This is a genomic window from Alistipes sp. UBA6068 (assembly GCF_949428155.1).
Classification (GTDB): domain Bacteria; phylum Bacteroidota; class Bacteroidia; order Bacteroidales; family Rikenellaceae; genus Alistipes; species Alistipes muris.
On record NZ_CASQFS010000004.1, the window covers coordinates 118,314 to 139,684 of the forward strand.

The 21,371-nt window shown below is 61.3% G+C and carries 17 protein-coding genes and 1 riboswitch; of the genes, 1 reads left to right on the top strand and 16 read right to left on the bottom strand.

What is annotated here, in order from left to right; all coding sequences use genetic code 11:
* Positions 1-5 precede the first annotated feature (5 nt).
* From QVG21_RS03565 to nrdD, 14 genes are all read right to left on the bottom strand, one after another.
* Positions 6-3,329: a SusC/RagA family TonB-linked outer membrane protein gene (locus QVG21_RS03565; protein ID WP_287922355.1), complete on the bottom strand. Its 3,324-nt coding sequence runs from the start codon at positions 3,327-3,329 to the stop codon at positions 6-8.
* A 46-nt stretch (positions 3,330-3,375) separates the two neighbouring features.
* Positions 3,376-4,320 (bottom strand): FecR family protein, encoded by a 945-nt coding sequence (locus QVG21_RS03570; RefSeq protein ID WP_287922357.1) that lies wholly within the window; start codon positions 4,318-4,320, stop codon positions 3,376-3,378.
* 94 nt (positions 4,321-4,414) lie between these two features.
* Positions 4,415-4,999 carry an RNA polymerase sigma-70 factor gene (locus QVG21_RS03575; protein ID WP_287922359.1) on the bottom strand — a complete coding sequence of 195 codons (585 nt, stop codon included), beginning with the start codon at positions 4,997-4,999 and terminating at the stop codon, positions 4,415-4,417.
* Positions 5,000-5,129: 130 nt separating this feature from the next.
* Positions 5,130-6,215, bottom strand: a complete 1,086-nt coding sequence (pyrB, locus tag QVG21_RS03580) for an aspartate carbamoyltransferase (RefSeq protein WP_287922361.1) — start codon at positions 6,213-6,215, stop codon at positions 5,130-5,132.
* Between the two features lie 124 nt (positions 6,216-6,339).
* Complete coding sequence (gene pyrE, locus QVG21_RS03585) at positions 6,340-6,969, bottom strand: orotate phosphoribosyltransferase (protein WP_251214245.1); 630 nt, start codon at positions 6,967-6,969, stop codon at positions 6,340-6,342.
* A 22-nt stretch (positions 6,970-6,991) separates the two neighbouring features.
* On the bottom strand, positions 6,992-7,252 hold the full coding sequence (locus QVG21_RS03590; RefSeq protein WP_251214246.1) for a glutaredoxin family protein: 261 nt from the start codon (positions 7,250-7,252) through the stop codon (positions 6,992-6,994).
* Positions 7,253-7,324: 72 nt separating this feature from the next.
* A complete protein-coding gene (pyrF, locus tag QVG21_RS03595) occupies positions 7,325-8,035 on the bottom strand; it encodes an orotidine-5'-phosphate decarboxylase (RefSeq protein ID WP_251214266.1) in 711 nt (236 codons plus the stop codon).
* Positions 8,035-8,982 (bottom strand): dihydroorotate dehydrogenase, encoded by a 948-nt coding sequence (locus tag QVG21_RS03600; protein ID WP_287922363.1) that lies wholly within the window; start codon positions 8,980-8,982, stop codon positions 8,035-8,037. The genes pyrF and QVG21_RS03600 overlap by 1 nt, the downstream gene beginning before the upstream one ends.
* Positions 8,976-9,710 carry a dihydroorotate dehydrogenase electron transfer subunit gene (locus QVG21_RS03605; RefSeq protein ID WP_325362578.1) on the bottom strand — a complete coding sequence of 245 codons (735 nt, stop codon included), beginning with the start codon at positions 9,708-9,710 and terminating at the stop codon, positions 8,976-8,978. Before QVG21_RS03605 ends, QVG21_RS03600 begins: the two co-directional genes overlap by 7 nt.
* The gene (gene carB, locus QVG21_RS03610; protein ID WP_287922366.1) at positions 9,710-12,892 is read right to left on the bottom strand and encodes a carbamoyl-phosphate synthase large subunit; all 3,183 of its coding nucleotides are present in this window, start codon (positions 12,890-12,892) and stop codon (positions 9,710-9,712) included. The genes QVG21_RS03605 and carB overlap by 1 nt, the downstream gene beginning before the upstream one ends.
* Positions 12,885-13,976 (bottom strand): glutamine-hydrolyzing carbamoyl-phosphate synthase small subunit, encoded by a 1,092-nt coding sequence (carA, locus tag QVG21_RS03615; RefSeq protein WP_287922368.1) that lies wholly within the window; start codon positions 13,974-13,976, stop codon positions 12,885-12,887. The genes carB and carA overlap by 8 nt, the downstream gene beginning before the upstream one ends.
* The gene (locus QVG21_RS03620; RefSeq protein WP_287922369.1) at positions 13,973-15,274 is read right to left on the bottom strand and encodes a dihydroorotase; all 1,302 of its coding nucleotides are present in this window, start codon (positions 15,272-15,274) and stop codon (positions 13,973-13,975) included. The genes carA and QVG21_RS03620 overlap by 4 nt, the downstream gene beginning before the upstream one ends.
* A gap of 267 nt (positions 15,275-15,541) precedes the next feature.
* Positions 15,542-16,024 carry a radical SAM family protein gene (locus tag QVG21_RS03625; protein WP_287922371.1) on the bottom strand — a complete coding sequence of 161 codons (483 nt, stop codon included), beginning with the start codon at positions 16,022-16,024 and terminating at the stop codon, positions 15,542-15,544.
* A gap of 4 nt (positions 16,025-16,028) precedes the next feature.
* Positions 16,029-18,122 (bottom strand): anaerobic ribonucleoside-triphosphate reductase, encoded by a 2,094-nt coding sequence (gene nrdD / locus QVG21_RS03630; RefSeq protein ID WP_287922372.1) that lies wholly within the window; start codon positions 18,120-18,122, stop codon positions 16,029-16,031.
* Between the two features lie 305 nt (positions 18,123-18,427).
* Positions 18,428-18,624, bottom strand: a riboswitch (cobalamin riboswitch).
* A 131-nt stretch (positions 18,625-18,755) separates the two neighbouring features.
* On the opposite strand from nrdD, the gene QVG21_RS03635 reads away from it, so the two are divergent.
* Positions 18,756-19,313 (top strand): GNAT family N-acetyltransferase, encoded by a 558-nt coding sequence (locus QVG21_RS03635; RefSeq protein WP_287922373.1) that lies wholly within the window; start codon positions 18,756-18,758, stop codon positions 19,311-19,313.
* On the opposite strand, the gene QVG21_RS03640 is transcribed toward QVG21_RS03635, so the two are convergent.
* Together QVG21_RS03640 and QVG21_RS03645 are read right to left on the bottom strand one after the other, a co-directional pair.
* A complete protein-coding gene (locus tag QVG21_RS03640; protein ID WP_287922375.1) occupies positions 19,304-20,332 on the bottom strand; it encodes a DHH family phosphoesterase in 1,029 nt (342 codons plus the stop codon). The two genes, QVG21_RS03635 and QVG21_RS03640, sit on opposite strands and share 10 nt — an antisense overlap.
* Positions 20,333-20,376: 44 nt before the next feature.
* On the bottom strand, positions 20,377-21,366 hold the full coding sequence (locus tag QVG21_RS03645) for a S66 peptidase family protein (protein ID WP_287922376.1): 990 nt from the start codon (positions 21,364-21,366) through the stop codon (positions 20,377-20,379).
* Between the last annotated feature and the right edge of the window lie 5 nt (positions 21,367-21,371).

Below are 21,371 nucleotides of genomic sequence, written 5' to 3' on the forward strand. Positions count from 1 at the left end.
TTAGGTTAGAATTTGAGACGCAGGTTGAAGCCGACGCTGCGCAGCGACGGCATCATGAAATAGTCGATGCCCTGGTAGTAGTTGCCCGTCGTGGCGACGGCTTCGGGGTCGAACGGCGCCTTGCAGTAAATCATCCACAGGTTGCGGCCCACCAGCGAGAGGGTGATTTCCACCACGTCGCCCAGTTTCTTCTTCGGTATCGTGTAGCCTATCGAAGCCTCCTGCAACCGCACGTTCGTAGCCGAATAGGTGTAGTACTGCGGCAGACCGCCGTTACCGCCGATGGTTCCGTACCACTTCTCGGCCGAAATCCGGTCCATGCCGTTGATTCTCACGTCGCCGCGGTCGCGCGCCACCGCCGAAGCCTCCGACACGCCGAACGCATCGAGGTAGGCCTGTGTCGCCGAGTAGACGATGCCGCCCAGACGGGCCGAAATCATGAAGCCTAAGTTGAAGCCGCCTATCTGGAAGTCGTTGCGCCACGCCAGGTTGGCCTTGGGGAACACCGAACCCAGCTTGATGTCGCTGACCTTGTATTCGACCCCGATGTCGCCCGCTTCGTCCACATAGATATGGCCGTTCGAGTCGCGTTTGAGGTCGGCCGTCGAGTAGAGGTCGCCCAGCGAACCGCCTTTCTTGAGCAGGAAGCGCGCCTGCGAAAGTCCGCCCACGTCGAGCCGCTCCTTGGTGATCAGCTCGCCCGTGATGGGATGCTTGTAGTTGTCGACCAGCTCCAATATTTCGTTGCGGTTCGACGAGAGGGTGAAGTTCGACGCCCAGGTCACTTTCTTCCACGTATTTTTGTAGCCCAGCGCCAGCTCCACACCGCGGTTGCGCACCGACCCCGTTTGCACGTAGAACTTCGAGTAGCCCGACGAGGCCGAAATCTGCGGGTCGAAAGTCTGGTTGAAAGTCTTGGTGTCGTAGTACGAAACATCAAGGCTGAAGTGCTTGAGGAAGCGCATCGTCAGACCCACCTCCCACGAGTTCGTCCGCTCGGGCTTGAGCTCGTACATCGGATAGGCGGACTGCGGTTTCCACACGTTCTGCGAAGCGTCCCATTCATAGGTCGGATAGGCCAGGAACCGCGCGAACGGCAGACCCACCGAGGCCCACGAACCGCGGATTTTCACATACGAAAGGTTCTCAGGCATGCGGGGAACGAGCTGCGAGAGCACCACCGAACCGCCCACCGAGGGGTAGAAGAACGATGCGCTCACCGAGTGGGGCCCGGCCAGCTGCGAGGGCCAGTCGTTGCGCCCCGTCAGGGTCAGGTAGTAGGTGCCCTTGTAACCGATTTCGGCCGAAGCGAAGACCGACTGGTACTGCTCGCGCCAACCCTCCTGCTGGCGGTGCGTGGTGGCGTTGTCGAGCTGGAACACGTTGAAGACGTTGGGCAGACCGTCGGCACGAATCGGGCCGCGCATCTGGCTGGCGTTCTTGCGCGTATCGGAAATCGCGGCTCCAACGTTGGCTTGCAGGCTCCAGTCTTCGCCGAAAGTCTTGTTTATGTTGAGCAGCACGTCGCCATAGAGCTGCTTGTCCTTGATGGTCGAGGTGCCATAGTAGCCGTTTTCCGACCCCTCGGCGATGGTGGGCTCGGTCGACGCGTAGAGTTTCTCGGTGTATTCCGTCTCGGCGTTGTCTATGCGGATGCGACCGCTCACCGACAGCCAGTCCAAAATGTCGTAGGTAAGTCCCGCGTTGAGCATGTAGCGGTTCTTGTCGTTGGCGCGCAGGTTGCGGTAGTTGATCCAGTAGGGATTCTGCGAACGCAGCGTGCCCCACCCCTGCGGCCAATACTGGGTGTAAATCTTGCGTGCCGGATCGTAGCGTTCGTACATCTTGATGGCTTCCCAGTCGTTGCCGCGCGGAAACAGATAGGCCGAAACCAGGGGATTGGAGTAGATGCCCTGGTTGGTCATGTTGAGGTCTTTCTGACGGATGTACGAACCGCCGATGTCCAGCTTCATGCGGTCGTGGATGAACGACGTCGTGTTGCGGAACGTGAAGTTGTAGCGGTCGTAACCGTTGTTGGGGATGATGCCGCGCGAATTGACGGCCGACGCCGACACGTAGGTCTGGTTGCGGTCGGTGCCCGTCGAAAAGGCCACGGTCTCGGTGCCGACCACTCCTGCCTGGAAGTAGTCTTTGGCCGGGTCGTAGCCATAGCTGTTCGATGCGTTGAGCCGGGGGCCCCAGCTCGCATCGAGGTTCGACGTGCCGTAGCGGTTCTGGAACTGCGGCATGACGAAAGGCGTCATGAGCTCCGTGTTGCTCGAAACGGTCACGGAGGTGTGTCCCGCTTCGCCGCGCTTGGTCGTGATGACGATGGCGCCGTTCGAGGCCTGGCTGCCGTAGAGGGCCGCGGCCGCAGCGCCCGTGAGCACCGATATGGACTCCACGTCTTCGGGATTGAGGTCGGCGATGGCTTCGGTCGCGCCAGCCGAACTGAATTCCGTGCCGCCCTCGTCGGCAAGGTTATACATCGGAATACCGTCGATGACATAGAGCGCGTTCGACGACTGGTCGATGCCTTTCGTTCCGCGCATCACCACTTTCGAGGCACCGCCCACGCCCGACGACGAAGCGTTGATGTTCAGACCGGCGACCTTGCCGCTGAGCGAATTGACGAAGTTGGCGTCCTTGACCGCTATGATTGCGTCGCCGTCGACTTTCTGAACGTTGTACGAAAGGGCTTTTTCCGAACGCTTGATGCCGAGAGCCGTGACGACCACCGCATCGACGTCCACCGCCGACTCCTGCAACGTTATCTGAAAGTCGGTGCGGCTGCCGACCGCCAGCTCGACCGGTTCATAGCCCAGGTAGTTGACCGCAAGAACGGCCTGCGACGCAGGGGGCGGGACTTGCAGCGTAAATGTTCCGTCGAGCCCCGTGCTCGCGCCGACGGTCGTGCCCTTGACCACCACGGCCACGCCGACCGCACCCTGGCCCGCAGGGTCGACCACCCGTCCGGTCACCGTCACCGGGCCTTCGGGCTTGTCGGCTTCCTTGCGGAACAGCACGATGGAAGTGTTTTCCACCTCATAACCGATATTGGTCGTGCGGAAAAGTTGCTGCAATACGTTTTTCAGCGGCATGTCGGTGGCCTCGACCGAGACCTTGCGCGCCACGTCGACGCTCTGGTCGTAGACGAACAGGTAGGTCGTCTGCCGTTCGATCTGGTCGAGCACCTGCTCCAGCGCCGTATCGGTCGCATGGAGCGTCACCGGGACGGACTGGGCCCGGGCGCGTCCGGCGCAAAGGCAGCCCAGCAGGGTCAGTAAAGGCAACAGCAAGCAGGCTCTTGCCCGGTTTTTCATCTTCATAGGTTCATCTTGGTTTATTAAGTTGGGCGGTTTGTTCGGGGAGAGGTCAGCGTATGTAAATCACATCCCGGGTTTCGTTGCGCACATACTCGAAATCGGCGTTGCGCTGCAAAATCCACAACGCGTGGTCGATGCCTTCGGCTATTCGGATTTTTCCGGTCAGAGAGCGGGTTCCGGCGGGCTCGCGTTCCACTTCGATGCGCACGCCGTAACACTTCTCGAATTCGCGCAGCAGCCCGCGGAACGAGGCGTCGCGGAACACGATCAGCCCTTCGCGCCAACGGAAACGTTCATGGTCGGGGATGGGTTCCACCACCAGCCGGCCTGCGGTCCGCAGCACCCGGTGGTCAGGCTGCAACTCCACCCGGTTGCGCGAATCGGCCTTGTCGACCACGCGAACGCGGCCTTCGACCAGCGAAGCGGTGAACTCTTCGGCTTCGGCACGGGCTTCGACGTCGAACTTCGTACCGAGCACCTCTACATTGCAGGCATAGGTCTCGACCACGAACGGACGGTTCTCGTCGTGCGTCACGTCGAAAAACGCCTCGCCTTTCAACTCGACACGGCGTTCGTCGTTCGTAAAGAATGCAGGATAGCGCAGCTCGGAGAGTGCGTTCATGCAGACCTGGGTGCCGTCGGGCAGCGTCACGTCCACATGCTGTCCCGCCGGCACGGAAATCACGTTGCAAGCCTGCGCAAACTTGTCGTTCGTGCGCGACACCCAGGTCGCACCGATGCTCGCCGCCACGGCTATCGCGGCAGCGTATCGCATCGTTCGGCGCACCCATGGCGGGAGTATAAGCCCCTTGTGCGCGGTCTGCCGCGCCGGGCCGGAGGGCCGGGCGTGCATCAGCAGCGCGTCGAACACCCGGCGTTCGGCCAGCAGCTCCTCGCGGTGCGCGGGGTCTTCGCCGAGCCATTCGAGCACCCGGCGTTCATCCTCGGCAGAGGCTTTACCATCGAAGAATCGGTACAACAGTTCTTTCTCCATGACATAGTAATAACCCCTCTACGCAAGACATCCCTGAAAAAAAATCATTTTTTTCAGGGATGTCCTGTGAGGGCGGTACCGTCTGGGAAAGTAATCAGTTGGCTGTGAACCAGAAGAGGAAGAAAGCGAGGTAATCTTTCAGCGCTACCCGCAGCCGCTTCATCGCTTTCGAGACCTCGAATTCGACGCTCTTGACCGTGATGCCCATTTCGTCGGCGATCTCCTTGTAGCTTTGGCCGCGAAAACGGCTGCGGACAAAGATTTCGCGCGTACGTTCAGGCATCTGCGCCAGCGTCTCGTCCACGATGCGGCGGGCTTCCTTGCTGAAGAGTTCTTCCGGGTTGCAGGCTTCCAGCGTCGCTATGCGTGTGCGCAAGACCTGCGTATTATGGGAGTGGAGGGTCTCCGCCGCACGGAGCCGCACGGCCTGGCCGCGCAGGCGGTTGAGACACTTGTTTTTGACGATGGTTAGCGTGTAGGGCGGAAAAGTTTCCACGGTGAGGGTTTCGCGGTGTCTCCACGCCGCCACGAAACTCTCCATGACTATGTCTTCGGCCTCGGCAGGGTCGGCCACATAGCCCGCAGCAAAACGGAGGAACCGCGGGCGGTATTCGCCGAAGAGTCGGTCGAATGCCGCCATATCCAGGACCTCGCCGGGTCGGGGCGTTTCGGGGTACATCGTCGTTTCGCTTGCTTATGGTCTACAAAGATAGTGCAAGACACGTGCAAATCCAAATCCGTTTCCGCTGACCGATAACAAAATGCGGGCTGCACCTATGCAGCCCGCGATTCATAAAAACGCCTTGTCCTTACCGCGCTTCGGCTTCGCAGTAGGCACAGCGGCAGGTGCCGTCGGCCGCCCGGCGGAACAACTGGTCCACATCTTCGGTCGCCGAGATGCAGCGCGGATTCGGGCACGTCCGTTCGTTCACGATGTACGATTCCGCGAAAACCGGCGTCCGCCCGTAAGGCTTGTTTTCCCCGGCCTGCTCCAGCAGCGTCAGAATAAGCGCCATGCGCACGAACTTGCCGTTTTCCACCTGCCGGAAATAAGCCGCCCGCGGATCGTTGTCGACCGACCGCGCTATTTCGTTGACCCGCGGCAGCGGATGCAGGACAATCATATCCTCGCGGGCCGTCTTCAGCTTCTGAGGGTCGAGCACGAAGCTGTCCTTCACCCGGTCGTACTCCGCTTCGTCGGCAAAGCGTTCTTTCTGCACGCGCGTCATGTAGAGGATGTCCAGTTCGGGCATCGCCTCCTCCATCGTGCGCACCTCGCGGAATTCCAGCCCCGAATTGGTGTTCATCTCGTGCAGCATGTAGTCGGGCAGGCGCAGCTCTTCGGGCGAAATCAAGATGACCTTCACCCCCTCGTAACGCGACAGCGCCTTGATGAGCGAATGGACCGTGCGGCCGAATTTCAGGTCGCCGCAGAAACCGACGGTCAGATGGTCGAAGCGACCTTTCTCGCGCTTGATGGTCAGCAGGTCGGTCAGCGTCTGCGTGGGATGGGCATGGCTGCCGTCGCCCGCATTGATGACCGGAATCCCTGCATATTGCGACGCGACCAGCGGAGCGCCCTCCTTGAAATGGCGCATTGCTATGATGTCCGCAAAGCAACGGACGACGCGTACCGTGTCGGCCACCGTCTCGCCCTTGGAGACCGACGACGACCGGGCGTCCGAGAATCCGATGACTTCGCCGCCCAGCTCCAGCATCGCCGACGTGAAACTGAGCCGCGTGCGGGTCGAGGGCTCGTAGAACAGCGTCGCCAGCTTCTTGCCCTTGCAGGCCTGGCTGTATCCCGCGCGGTCGGCTATGATTTTCTCCGCCAGCGCTATGACCTGCCCGGTCTCTTCGACCGTCAGGTCCATGGGGTCTATCAGATGACGCATAAATTTGGGGTAATTAAAAATGAAGAATGAAAAATTAAAAATCAGTCTATTATTCGCCAGTCACTACCGATGTTGCATACGACAAGAATAATTTTCAATTCTTAATTTTTCATTTTTAATTCGATTATTTCATCCACCCCTCGTCGGCGGGGTTGTTGCGGAACGTTATCAGACGCTGCTTGTCCTCGGGGCGGATGTACCCCTCGGCCGCGGCCACCTCGACCAGCGCGTCGAGGTTCGACAGGCTGTGGTTCTCCACGCCCGCTTCGCGCAGGCGGTCCAGCCCTTTCTGCATCCCGTAGGTGAAGATCGACGCTACGCCCAGCACCTCGGCACCCGCTTCGCGCAAGGCTTCCACCACTTCGATGCACGAGCCTGCCGTCGAAATCAAGTCTTCGATGACCACTACTTTCTGGCCTTTTTCGAGTTTGCCCTCGATGCGGTTGCCGCGGCCGTGGTCCTTGGCTCCCGAACGGACATAGCCCATCGGCAGGTCGAGCAGCGTCGCCGTTATTGCGGCATGGGCGATTCCGGCCGTCGAAGTCCCCATCAGCACCTGCGCTTCGGGGTATTTGGTGCGGACGATTTCCGCCAGCCCGGCTTCCACATGCCTGCGCACCTCCACGGCCGTCAATGTCAGCCGGTTGTCGCAGTAAATCGGGCTCTTGATTCCGCTCGCCCACGTGAACGGTTGTTCGGGTCGCAGGAACACCGCGCCTATCGACAGCAGGTCCTTGGCAATTTTCTTTTCCATATTTTCAGTTCGTTTCGGTTCTTCATTCCAGCGCCTTGCGCAGAATCCGCTCCACTTCGTCGGGGTAGATGCCGCCTTCGTGGACCTTCGTCCCGCCGACATAGAACGTCGGGACATAATAGTAGTCGTAGCGGTCGGCCTCTTCGGGGTTTTCCGATTCCTCGACCATCTCGATTTCCACGGCCGCCAGTTCCGGATGCGCCGCCTTGGCGTCGGCTACGTATTGCAGAGCCCGTTTGCAGAAAGGGCAGTTGCGCAGGTAAAACAGTTTTACGGATTTCATGTTTCAGTGAATAATTAATAGTGAATAGTGCATAATTAAGTTCAGCAAAACCTATTCCTTATTAACTATTCATTATTCATTCGCAAGAAATTCCGCCACGCAGCGTCGGTAGGCCGCCACCGGGTCGGCCGCCGCCGTGATGGGGCGCCCCACCACGATGTAGTCCGAACCGATTTCGCGGGCCCGGGCCGGGGTGGTCACCCGCACCTGGTCGGCTACTTCGCCGTCGGCAAAGCGCACGCCCGGCGTCACGGTCAGAAATTCCGCGCCGCACGCTTCGTGGACCATTCCCGCTTCCAGCGGCGAACAGACCACGCCGTCGAGCCCCGCTTCGCGCGCGTTGCACGCATATTTCACAATCGTTTCGTTGATCGGGGCCCCGATCAGCAACTCGCGTTGCATGCGTTCCTCGCTCGTCGACGTGAGCTGCGTCACCGCTATCAGCAGCGGCCGCGTACCGTCCTCGCGCGTCAGTCCCTCCACGGCCGCACGCATCATCTCGATGGTCCCTGCCGCGTGGACGTTGCACATGTCCACGTCCAGCCGCGACAGCACGGCCATCGCCTTGCGTACCGTGTTGGGAATGTCGTGCAGTTTGAGGTCCAGGAATATCCGGTGGCCGCGGCGCTTGATTTCCCGCACCACGGCCGGGCCCTCGGCATAGTAGAGCTCCATGCCGATTTTCAGAAAGGGTTTTCCCGATTCGGTTGTGAAACGGTCGAGGAAACGGAATGTCTCTTCGGCCGACTTGAAGTCGCAGGCAATGATTACGTCCTTGTTCATCATACGATTCCTATTATGTCGCTCAGTTTTTCGATGCCCAGCCGCTGCATTTCGCCGGGCAGGGCTTCAATGATTTTCTTGCAGGCATAGGGGTCTGTCAGGTTCGCCGCCCCCACTTCCACGGCCGTCGCTCCGGCCATCATCATCTCGATGACGTCGCGCGCCGTCTCCACGCCGCCGCAGCCGATGACGGGGACCGCGCATGCCTTGGCCACCTGGTAGACCATCCGCACCGCCACCGGGAAGACCGCCGCCCCCGAGAATCCGCCCATCGTGTTGGCGATGACGGGTTTGCGGCGCGCCACGTCGATACGCATCCCCAGCAGCGTATTTATCAGGCACAGCCCGTCGGCTCCGGCTTCTTCGCAAGCCTTGGCTATCGCCACGATGTCCGTCACGTTGGGGCTCAGCTTGATGTAGACCGGTTTGGTCGTCACGGCCTTCACCGCCCGCGTCACCTCGGCGGCCGCTTCGGGCGAGGTGCCGAACGACATGCCCCCGTGCCGCACGTTGGGGCACGATACGTTGACTTCGATAAGCCCCACCTGCTCCTCCTTGTCGATGCGTTCGCAGCAATAGGCGTATTCTTCCACCGAGAAGCCCGAGATGTTGGCCACGAGCGGCTTACGGAAATATTCGCGCAGGCGCGGCAGTTCGCAGGCTATCACGTGGTCGATACCCGGGTTTTGCAGGCCTACGGCGTTGATCATCCCCGCACGGCATTCGGCTATGCGCGGCGTCGGGTTGCCGAAGCGGGCTTCGCGCGTGGTTCCCTTGAACGCGAACGAACCCAGGATGTTCAGGTCGTAGAATTCGCGGAACTCTTCGCCGTAGCCGAACGTCCCGCTCGCCGGAATCACCGGATTGTCCAGCCTCAACCCGCTCAGTATGACGGATGTATCCCGGTTCGATTGTGAATTGTGAATTATGGATTGTGAATTCACCATAAGATTTCATTTTTCATCAGTACCGGCCCTTCCTTGCAGATGCGCTTGTTGCCCGTCAGCGTCCGGCACGAGCAGCCCATGCAGGCGCCGAATCCGCAGCCCATGCGCTCCTCGAACGACAGCTGACCGTCGCACGGGGTCGCCTGACACAGCGCACGCAGCATCGGCTGCGGGCCGCAGGCATAGAAATAGTCGAAATCGAGCCCCGCGAGAGCGTCGGTCACGAATCCCCTTACGCCCTCGCTCCCGTCGGCCGTCACCACCGTCACCGCGCACCCCAGTGCCCGGAATTCTTCGGCATAGAAGACTTCCGCCGCCGTGTTGAAGCCCAGCACGACCTGCACGGGCTTGCCGGCCGCCAGAAGCACTTTCGCCAGGTTGTAGAGCGGCGGCACGCCTACCCCGCCGCCTACCAGCAGAGGCAGCCGGGCTTCGTTGTCGGTCGAGAAACCGTTGCCCAGCCCCGTCAGCAGGTCGAGCCGTTCGCCCGCCCCCATCCGGGCCATCTGGGCCGTCCCCTCGCCCACCACCTTATATATAAGGGTCAGCGTCTGCGCATCGTAGTCGCACACCGAAATCGGCCGGCGCAGGTACCTGCCCGCCAGCGCTATGTTGACGAACTGCCCCGGCCGCACGATCCAGCGCGTGTCGCCCTTGAGCCGCATCCGCCGCACCGTTGCGGTCAGCGGCACGTTCTCTTCGACGGTATAGATTCCTTGCTTGTACATCATTCGGCGTCGATTGTCGATACCCGCAGCGTGATTTCTTCCAGCACGTCCAGCAACACGGCCACCGTCTCCAGCGCCGTGAAGACCGTCACGTTGTTCTCCACGGCCGTGCGGCGGATTTCGTAGCCGTCCAGCCGTGTGTCGTGCTGGTTGATGTCGATAGTATTGATTACGTAGCTCACATGGCCCTGCCGCAGCGCGTCGATGATTTCCGGGCTTCCCTCGCTCAGCTTGCGGCGCGTGCGGGTGCGGATGCCGTGCTCGCGCAGGTAGGCCGCGGTGCCCGTGGTCGCTTCGACGTTGAAACCGAGTTCGTAGAAACGTCTCACCAGCGGCAGCGCCGCTTCCTTGTCGCGGTCGGCGATGGTCACGAAAATCGTCCCATAGTTCGACACGTTCATGCCCGTCGCCTGCAACGCCTTGTAGAGGGCTCGCGTCAGCTTGTCGTCGTAACCTATCGCTTCGCCCGTCGACTTCATCTCGGGCGACAGATAGCTGTCCATCCCGCGGATTTTGGCGAACGAGAAGGCCGGAGCCTTCACATACCAGCGCTTCTTCTCCCGGCCGTAGACCTCCGTGATACCCTGTTCGCGCAGGCTCTTGCCGAGTATGACCTGCGTGGCGATGTGGGCCATCCCGACACCTGTGGATTTCGAGAGGAACGGCACCGTGCGCGACGAACGCGGGTTCACCTCGATGACATAGACGTCTTCTTCGCCGTCCACGATGAACTGGATGTTGTACAATCCCACGATGCCGATTCGCAGACCCAGCCGCACCGTGTAGTCGATGATTTTCGCGCGCGCCTTTTCCGAGACGCTGAACGTCGGGTAGACGCTGATGGAGTCGCCCGAGTGGATGCCCGTGCGCTCCACGTGTTCCATGATGCCCGGAATGAAGACGTCGCGGCCGTCGCAGATGGCGTCCACTTCCAGCTCCTTGCCCATGATGTAGCGGTCCACCAGCACGGGCTGGTCCGTGTTCACTTCCACGGCCGTTTGCAGATAGTGGCGCAGGCGCTCTTCGTTCGACACGATTTGCATCGCACGGCCGCCCAGCACGTAGCTCGGGCGAACGAGCACCGGATAGCCTATCCGCGCCGCCGCGCGCACGCCCGCTTCGATGTCGGTCACCGCTTCGGCTTCGGGCTGGGGGATGCCCAGCTCCTCCATGATTTTCTCGAAGCAGCCGCGGTCCTCGGCGTTGCGGATCGCCTCGCAGTCGGTGCCGATGATGGGTACTCCCAGCGCCGCCAGCGGTTCGGCCAGGTTGATGGCCGTCTGCCCGCCCAGCGACACCACAATGGCCTTGGGACGTTCCAGCCGGATGACGTTCATCACGTCCTCCACCGTCAGCGGCTCGAAGTAGAGCTTGTCGCTGGTCGTGTAGTCCGTCGACACGGTTTCCGGGTTGTTGTTGACGATGATCGCTTCGTAGCCCGCTTCGCGTATCGACCAGATGGCATGCACCGTCGAATAGTCGAATTCCACGCCCTGCCCGATCCGGATGGGTCCCGAACCCAGCACCACGATTTTCTCCTTGTCGCTGACCACCGATTCGTTTTCCTCCTCGTAGGTCGAGTAGAAATAGGGCACGTACGACGCAAATTCGCTCGCGCAGGTGTCTATCATCTTGTAGACCGGGAAAATGCCGTGCTCCTCGCGCAGGCGGAACATCTCCTGCTCCGAAAGGCCCCACAGCTGCCCGATGTACTTGTCGCTGAAACCCATGCGCTTGGCGTCGCGCAGGGTCTCCGCGTCGCGCGGATTCGCCCGCACAACGTTCTCGAACTCGACGATGTTCTTGAATTTTTCGAGGAAGAACATGTCGATTTTCGTGTTGTTGTATATCAGCACCAGGTCGATGCCGCTGCGGATGAGCTGCGCTATGGCGTACAGACGGTCGTCGGTCCCCGTGCGGATGTATTCCAGCAGGCGGTCGGTCGTCCAGTCGTCGAATTTCCTGTGGTGGATGTGGCAGACGCCCGTTTCCAGCGAGCGTACCGCCTTGAGCAGCGATTCCTCCACCGTACGGCCCACGGCCATCACTTCGCCCGTGGCTTTCATCTGCGTCCCCAACACGTTCGACGCGTCCGAGAACTTGTCGAACGGGAAGCGGGCTATCTTGGTCACCACGTAGTCGAGCGTGGGCTCGAACGAAGCCGGGGTGTTGGCGATGCGGATTTCGTCCAGCGTCAGCCCCACCGCTATCTTGGCGCTCACCCGCGCAATCGGGTAACCCGAAGCTTTCGACGCCAGGGCCGACGAGCGCGACACGCGCGGGTTCACTTCGATCAGATAATACTCGAACGACAGCGGGTCCAGGGCGAACTGTACGTTACATCCCCCCTCGATTTTCAGCTCGCGGATGATTTTCAACGCCGAATCGCGCAGCATCTGATATTCGCGGTTCGTGAGCGTCTGGCTCGGCGCCACCACGATCGAATCGCCCGTGTGCACGCCCACCGGGTCGATGTTCTCCATGTTGCAGATGGCGATGGCCGTGTCGTTGCTGTCGCGGATGACTTCGTATTCGATTTCCTTGTAGCCCTTGATGCTCTTTTCGATGAGCACCTGATGTACAGGCGAGAGGAACAGCGCGTTGCGCATCATTTCGCGCAGCTGCGCCTCGTCGTCGGCGAAGCCGCCGCCCGTACCGCCCAGCGTGAACGCCGGACGCAGCACCACCGGATAGCCTATCTTGCGCGCTATTTCGGCCGCTTCGTCGGTCGTCGTCGCCACTTCCGACGGCAGCACCGGCTCGCCCAGCGACTGGCACAGCTCCTTGAAGAGCTCGCGGTCCTCGGCCCGCTCTATCGACTCGAACGACGTGCCCAGAATCTCCACCTGGCACTCGGCCAGAATACCCTTCTTGGCCAGCTGCACCGCCAGGTTGAGCCCCGTCTGCCCGCCCAGCCCCGGCACGATGGCGTCCGGGCGCTCGTAGCGGATGATTTTGGCCACATATTCCAGCGTCAGCGGCTCCATGTAGACCTTGTCGGCGATGTGGGTGTCGGTCATGATGGTCGCCGGGTTGGAGTTCACCAACACCACTTCGTAGCCCTCCTCGCGCAGCGCCAGGCACGCCTGCGTCCCCGCGTAGTCGAATTCCGCGGCCTGTCCGATGACTATCGGGCCCGAGCCGATGACCAGTACCTTGCGTATGTCCTTTCTCTTAGGCATTTTTGTGCTCCTCCATCATTTTAATGAACTTGTCGAACAGGTAGCTGCTGTCCTGCGGTCCCGGTGCGCTCTCGGGGTGGTACTGCACCGAGAAGATCTTTTCCTCGGGGCATTCCACCCCCTCGGCCGTGTTGTCCAGCAGATTCACGTGGGTCAGCCGCAGGGGCGTTCCCTCAAGCGATTCGATGTCGACCGCAAAGCTGTGGTTCTGGCTCGTGATTTCTATCTTGCCCGTATCCAGACACTTCACCGGATGGTTGCCTCCGCGGTGGCCGAATTTCATCTTGAAGGTCTTCGCGCCGTAGGCCAGCGCCACCATCTGATGGCCCATGCAGATGCCGAATATCGGCAGGCGGCCTTTCAGCGCCCGGACCTTTTCGATGACGGGCTCCACATCCACCGGGTCGCCCGGTCCGTTCGACAGGAAGATTCCGTCGGGCCGGAACGCCAGTATCTCCTCCACCGTCGCGTCGTAGGGCACCACCGTCACGTTGCAGCCCTTGGCATTCAGACAGCGGATGATGTTGTATTTGATGCCGCAGTCGACAGCCACCACGTCGTAGCGGTGGTTGGGCGTGCGCGAGAACCAGCGTTTCTTGCAGCTCACCCGCGCCACCATGTCGTGCGGCAGTTCGCACGCGCGCAGGCGTTCCATCGCTTCCTCGTGCGGCGTGGCGGCGTCCGTAATCATCACCTTCTGGCTCCCCTCGTCGCGGATTATCCGCGTCAGACAGCGGGTGTCGACGCCCGAGATGCCCGGAATGCCCATCTCCTCGAACACCTCGTTGAGCGTGCGCGTATAGCGGAAGTTCGACGGGATGTCGTTGTACTCGCGCACGATCAGTCCGCCGATGGTCGGGAACTTGGTTTCGTAGTCTTCTTCGGCCGTGCCGTAGTTGCCGATCAGCGGATAGGTCATCACCACCGTCTGGCCCGTGTACGAGGGGTCGGAGATGATTTCCTGGTAGCCCACCATCGAGGTGTTGAAGACGATTTCGTGAATCGCCTCCTTGTCGGCTCCGAACCCGTAGCCGTAGAATTCGCGGCCGTTTTCGAGTACGATTTTCTTGGTGTAAGGTTTCATATCGTTTTGCTGTCTTTCGTTATCCCACTCTCCGGGCTCTCCTTTCCGTCGTAAACAACGCGGCCGCCCACTACCGTCAGCACGGCACGGCCCCGCACCGGCCAGCCCGCAAAGGGGGTCGAACGTCCCTTGGAGCGGAACGCCGCCGGGTCTATTTCGTAAGGCGTTTCAAGGTCCAGCACCGTGAAGTCCGCCGCTTCGCCCGGCTCCAGTCCGCCCCCGAGGCCGAATATCCGGCGCGGATTCACCGCCATCAGCTCCACGAGCCGCTCCAGCCCTATCTTTCCCGGCACTACCAAATGCTCGTAGAGCACCCCGAACGCGCATTCCAGCCCCACGATGCCCATCGCGCTGCCCGCCAGGCCGCGGCTTTTCTCCTCGGCCGTGTGGGGCGCATGGTCCGTGGCTATCACTTCTATCGTCCCGTCGGCGATTCCGGCCAACAGCGCGTCGCGGTCGGCCCGGCTCCGCAGGGGCGGGTTCATCTTGAAACGGCCGTCTTCCTGCAAATCTTCGTCACACAACAGCAAGTAGTGCGGCGCCGTCTCGCAGCTCACGCGCAGCCCCCGGGCTTTCGCCTGCCGCACCAGCTCCACGCTTTCACGCGTCGATACATGGCAGACATGATACTGACAGCCCGTCTTCTCGGCCAGCATGATGTCCCGCTCCACCTGACGCCATTCGCTTTCGGAGCAGATGCCCTTGTGGCCGTGCTCGCGGCAATAGCCGCCGTCGTGTATATAGCCCCCGCGCAGCAGGTCGTCGACCTCGCAATGGGCCACTATCGGCCGACCCACCGCCGCGGCCCGCCGCATCGCTTCCTCCATCAGCCCGGCCGACTGTACGCCGCGGCCGTCGTCCGAAAATCCGGCTACATACGGCGCCAATGCCGCGAAGTCCACCAGCTCGCCGCAGCCCCGCTGTCCCATCGTAATCGACGCATAGGGCACCACCCGCACCACGGCGTCGCGCCCGATGAGGTCGGTCTGCACCCGCAGATGTTCCGGCGTGTCGGGCGCCGGGTTCAGGTTCGGCATCGCGCAGACGGTCGTATAGCCGCCGCGCGCCGCTGCCGCCGTGCCCGTCGCGATGGTCTCCTTGTGCGGGAATCCCGGTTCGCGCAGGTGTACATGGACGTCGACCAGCCCCGGCACCGCATGCCGTCCTCCGAGGTCCACCGTCCGGTCCGCCGCCGTCCCCGGCGTATCGGCCGCCATACGGCCGTCTTCCACCAGCAGCGACCCCGCCGCGAATCTTCCGCCGCGGTAGACTTGTGCGTTCACGTACCTTGTCTTCATTCCGGTCCGAGCATAAAAAAATAGGGCAACCGTGCCGGTTACCCTAATAAAACAACAATGCCGCATTCGTCGACAGACCCGAAACCCGACCGATGGTCCTGCTGCCAGAACGTGCCGATCCGAGTTATGTTGGGTTCGCGTCTCATCATGCGGTTGCATTCGGGGACAAAGGTACGACTTTAAGGACGAAACCGCAATCTTTCCGAACGAAAAATTTTCAACAATCCGTCCACAACCCCGCCTTTCTCCGGTGTCTCGGCGCCGCCCTCATAAAACCCGGCTTTTACTCGGGCCGAACAGGTCCGTCCGGTCTTCCATCGTTCCGTCCGCCGCCACGCGGTAGAACCGCTGGTTGGTCGTCGGCGAGCCCAGCGGCCCCAGCGCCTCCACCCACGGACCCAGTTTGATGTAGTCGTAGGTCTCGGGCGCCACGCCTGCCGGGAGTTCCGGGCAGCCCGAGTACCACCCCACCCGCAGCTTCGGTTTCAGCCGCCGCACCGTCGCCGCCAGCCGCGCAATTTCGTGGGGCGCCCCGTCGCCGCCCATGAAACACACGCACGTCACCGCCGGCCCGTAGCGGCCGAGCAGCACCCCCAGCGCTTCGTCGTCCAGCACTTCGCCCGCATCGGCTTGCAGGTGGGGGCTGTGGCAGCCCGGACAACGGTTGGGGCACGCCGCAATATTTATCGCCAGCGTCGTTTCGCCGGGTATCTCGGCGAAAACCACATCGTAGTTACAGAACCGTACCACCCCGCTACTCCGCTTTGGCATAGAACCTCCGGGCCGCTTCCTGCTGACGCGCCACCGAGAAATTCGACACCCGCTTCATGTAGCCGATTACCCGCGTCAGGTAATCCACCCGGTCGCTGTGGCACTCGGGGCATTCCTTCAGATAGCGTTTGTCGATATGGCCGCACGCGTTGCATACCGTGTTGGGGATGTTGAACGTGAAGTAATTGCACCCCTCAGCCGCCGCCACCCGCAGCAGGTGGCGGTATTGTTCCTGCGTGAGGTGTTCCTCCAGGTTCATGTGGAGCGCCGAACCGCCCGTCAGGTGTTCGATGTACTTGCGGCCGTGCAGACGGAACTTGTCGATGACGTTCAGCGACGGGTCCTCCACCGCATAGAAATAGGAGTTATAGCAGTCGCGCGGCACCGCATAGCCGTCTTCGCGGTCCCACTTGGCGTGCTTCACCCCCACGTTTTCGGCCGGAATCATTTCGCAGTTGAACATCAGCTCCTTCGAGCGGTATTTCTTGTTGTAGCGCTCCACCAGCCCCAGCACTTCCTGCACGAACGCCGCATAACCGTCGTTGTCGTCGATGCGCAGCCCCAGGAATTCGGCCGCCTCGACCAGCCCGTTCACCCCCACGGTCAGATACTGCCGCGCAAGGTTTATGTAACCCGCATCGAAGAGCGGGAGCATCCCTTTCGATTGCAGCGCCTTGAGATTTTCGTTGTAGGCCGTCTGGACCTTGTGCACCAGGTCGACCACTTCTTCCAGGAACGTCAGGTAGTGCATCCCGTTCTTCACCGCATACTGGATGCAGCGGTTCAGGTTGATTGTCAGCACGCTTTTCGAGCCTGTCGACACGCCGCCCGCACCCAGCGTGTAGCTGAATCCGTTGTCCTGTATCTCGTTTCTGAGACGGCAGCACGACGAAAGCGAATCGGCATTGTCGCTGATGTAGGTAAAGAACGAATGGCCCTCGGCATACATCTTCGCCGTGAAGTCGCCCCATTCTGCGTCCATCGCGTCGCCGTCCTTGGTCAGCAGCGCCATCGTCTCGACCGGGAACGTCAGCACGGTTTTGGTACGTTCGCGGTTGAACCATGTCATGAATCGTTTTTGGAGCCACGAGAGCGACTCCCAATGGGGTTTCGACCCGTCCGGGAATACGAATTCGCCGAAAAGCGATTCAAAATAGTAGCGGTCGTAATAGGCCACATTCCAGAACACGGCCTGGAAATTCCGCGCACCCGTGGGCTGGTTGATGGAGTAAACGATTTGCTCGAAGCAGTCCGTGATGATTTTGTCGATCGTGCGCCGTTTGCGCGAGAGGTCCACCACTTCGTCGGCACGCAGATAGTAGTCTTCGCCGTATTCCTGTTCGATGAAGTAGTTCATGTACATCAGGAATTCCGGCGTCGCGCAGGCCCCCGACAGCATCGACGAGACGATGAACACCATGTTCACGAAGCCGCCGCAGAACGATTTGAGGTTCGTCGGCCGCGTCGAATTGCCGCCCACCGTAAGCGTGCCGTTGAGCAGCCACGGGTACATCGTCACCGAAGCGCAGTAGTTGGCCATCGAGGTTTCGTCGTTCTTGTAGATGAAGTGGCTGTTCAGCAGGTGCAGATACCTGTCCGCCAGCTCCTTGCCGTACATCTCCTTGATGCGGTCGGTCAGCAGGCGGCGGTTCAGACGGATGAAGTTCTGCTTCGGCAGTTCGCCGATGAGGGTGGCGATGTTCTTGTTCTCCACATTGGCGTTGGCGTCGTATTTCGAGCCCGTCGCCGGGTTCGAGGCGTCGCAGTAGGAGGTCAGAAAATCCAGCTTCTCGCGCGTCTCGCGGTCTTCGGTGTGTTTCTGGCGATAGAGTATGTAGCTTTTCGCCACCGCAAAGTAGCGTTCGGCCATCAGCGCCGTCTCCACCTGGTTCTGTATCTCCTCCACCGACATCCCGTCCGACACCCTCACCCGGCTCAGCACCGACGTCAGGTCGTCGTCCGTGGCGTAGCCTCCCGCCGCCAAAAAAGCCTTGCTCACCGCACGTTTGATTTTCTCCACCGAAAACGCTTCGCGCTTGCCGTCGCGTTTGACAATGTTGAGTTCCGAAATTCCCATATCCGTATATTTTTATTATAGTGTCATTCCAAGCCCCGGCCTCGCCCCCGCGTCTCTGCCGAATCATCTGCAGCAAGCACCTCGCGGGCCCGGCTGGGGCGGTCGCGCCATAGGCGCGAGCCGGGCCCCGCGCAAAGTTGCTATCCCGTCATTACGAGGAGCCGCAGACAAACCGGCACTCGCAGCGCAAGCGTTTCCCGGCAGTCGCCAAGCCACCCCGTTCCACCCCAAGGGGCGGAACAGCCTTTTCAGTTTTCCGATTCTTGTTTTTTCATCGTTGGACCGCACCCTTTTTCCCGAGGGCGTCGGTCCCGTCCGGCAAGGCAGGTCTTCTGACTCGTTCCTTCTGCACGCCTTCCCGCCCGCAGGGGCAGTGGCTCAGAGATTGTGCAGGTCACGGCGGAACTCACAGCTACGGGAATAGTCCCTGATTCGCACAGGCGTTCCCTTTTGATCCCGTGCCGGCAGCCGCCGGCGGGGAACCTTGCCAGCAGCAAAAGTAGGAATTGTCCGCCGTTCCGCCAGCATCGGCGCCCGGTTTTTAATGAACAAGTTTTGAACAAACGCTCCGAAACGCCGCAGGATGCACCGCTGCAAAATTTTCGTTACCTTTGCACGTAATATTTCCGCTCCATGACACACCGTTTGCAGTTTGCCGCGTTCCGTTCCCCCGCCGATTCCGGATGGGCCGAGGCCATGGCCATCTACCGCGAAGCCTTCCCCCCGAGGGAGCGGCGCAGCGAGGAGGATACTGTCGCCGCGCTGGCCGACCCGGCGTTCCGGGCCGAGAGCATCCGAGTGGACCGGCAGGTCGCCGGCATCCTCTTTTATTGGCTGTTCGGCGCTTCTTATTATGTCGAGTACCTCGCCGTCTCGCCCGCACTCCGGGGTCGGAACATCGGCGCCGAAGCGTTGACGGAATTCTGCCGCGGCAGGCGGGTCATCCTCGAAATCGAACCGCCCGAAGAACCCCTCGCCGTCAGGCGCAAGCACTTCTACGAACGCGCGGGGTTCGTCGCCAATCCCCACGCTTACATCCACCCCTCCTACGGCTGCCCCAACGAACCCCACCCGCTGGTGCTGATGAGCTTTCCCGACCCCCTCACAAACGACGAAGCCCGCGGTTTCGCGGACTTCGTAAGAGAAAAGGTACTTCGGTATTCGCAGCTCGAACACCCCGGCTACAAGTAGCCTTCTTCGGCAAACTCGCGGACCGAACGCACGTAGCGTGCGATGGTCTCCTCCATGGTGTCGTACGATTTGCCGCCCGCCGCGTTCTTGTGGCCGCCGCCGTTGAAGTACTTGCGGGCAAAGAGGTTGACATCCACGTCGCCGCGCGAACGCAGCGACACCCGGATGAACTTGCGGTGGGCAAGGAACATCGCCGACATCTTCATCTTCTTGATTGTCAGCGCGTAGTTCACAAACCCCTCGCTGTCGCCCTGCTGGAATCCGAAGCGGCGCATTTCGTGTTCCATCAGCGACATGTAAGCCACCGTCCCGTCCTCGATGAGCTGCATCTTGCGGTTGATGGCATAGCCGAACAGCCGCGCGCGGCCCTCGGTATAGGCGTTGTAGACATTGTTGTAGACCGTCGGGACGTGCACGCCCCGTTCCACCAGCGTCGCCACCGCCCGGAACAGCCCCGGCGTGAGGGACGAAAAGGCGAAGTTGCCCGTGTCGGTCATCATCCCCACATAGAGCGCTTCGGCCATCTGCTGCGTGATGGCCTCAGTCCCGAAGAGCGCTTCGATAAGCCGGTACATGATATAGCACGTGCTCGACGCTCCCGGGTAGGAGAACATCAGGTCGAAACCCTCGTCGGGCGAGAGATGGTGGTCGATCAGTATCCGCCGGGCCGAGGTGTTGGCCGACAGCGTGTCGCTGAGTATTTCCAGCCGGGAAACAGCGTTGAAATCCAGGCAGAAAATCAGGTCGGCTTCCGCAAGGGCCCGCGCCGCACGGCCTTCGGTGTCGTTGCGGAACACCACCACTTCCTCGATGCCGGGCATCCAGTCCAGAAAATAGGGATATTTGTTCGGCACGATGCAGGTCGCCTCGTGTCCCAGCGCCCGCAGCGCCCCGGCCCAGGCCAGCGACGAGCCCACGGCGTCGCCGTCGGGATTGGTATGGGAGACGATCGCCGCACGCAGACCCGGCGTGGAGAGCATCTGGCGCAGGCGGTCGACTTGGTCGGTTGATAGTTTCATCGGCTCGGGTTGTTCGTTCGTCGGTGCAAAAATAGTAAAATTCCTTATTCCTCCGCGGCTTCCCCTTCAAAAACCAGGTGTCCGCCTTCGGCGTCCACGGTCAGTTCCACACGGCGGCCCATGTAGAGCGCTTCGTTGAGGATGTCATGGCCCGCCGGGAATCCGAACAGCAGCGGAATCCCCAGCGGCCGCAGGTGCGCCGCCACCCGCTCGTAGGCGTCGGCTCCGAAGCGTTCGGCGCCCGCTATGTGGCTGAAGTCGCCCACCACCACCGCCTGTACGTTGCTCAGCGCCCCGCTCCGCAGCAGCTGCTGCATCATCCGGTCCACCCGGTAGACGTATTCGTTCACTTCCTCAAGAAACAGAATCGTCGGGCTGTCGGTCTGGAGCGCTTCGGGGGTCCCGCAGGCGGCGCACAGCACCGTCAGGTTGCCTCCCGTCAGACGGCCCCGCGCCTTGCCCGCCACGTCGAGCGGATGCGGCGCCACGTCGATGCGGCGAAGCAGTCCGAACAGGGCCCGCCGCAGCGATTCGGCCGCCAGGTCTTCTTCCTCGAACACGAACGAGCTCGGCATCGTTCCGTGTATGCTCTCCACCCCCACATGCGCCAATGCCGCGTGCAGCGTCGTCAGGTCACTGAATCCCACCAGCCACTTCGGGTTCCAGCGCAGCTCCTGCAGCCGCAGCATCGGCAGCAGCCGCACCGACCCGTAGCCGCCGCGGCACGCTATGACGGCCTTCACCGTCGGGTCCTCGATCATCGCCTGCAAGTCGGCGGCGCGCACGCTGTCGGGTGCCGCAAAGTAGCCGTCGCTCTGATCGCAGCAATGGGGCGCGAACTTCACATGCAGGCCCCACGACGCAAAGCGGCCGCGCAGCAGCGCCGTGTCGGTCTTGGCCGCGAGTTTCGCCGCCGGGGTCACCAGCCCCACCGTATCGCCGATGCGCAGGTAGGGCGGGCGCACGAATTCCAGCGTGTCGGCCGACGCCGTCGCGCCAAGGAGCAGGCAGATTATCGTAAGCAGTCGTTTCATCGTTC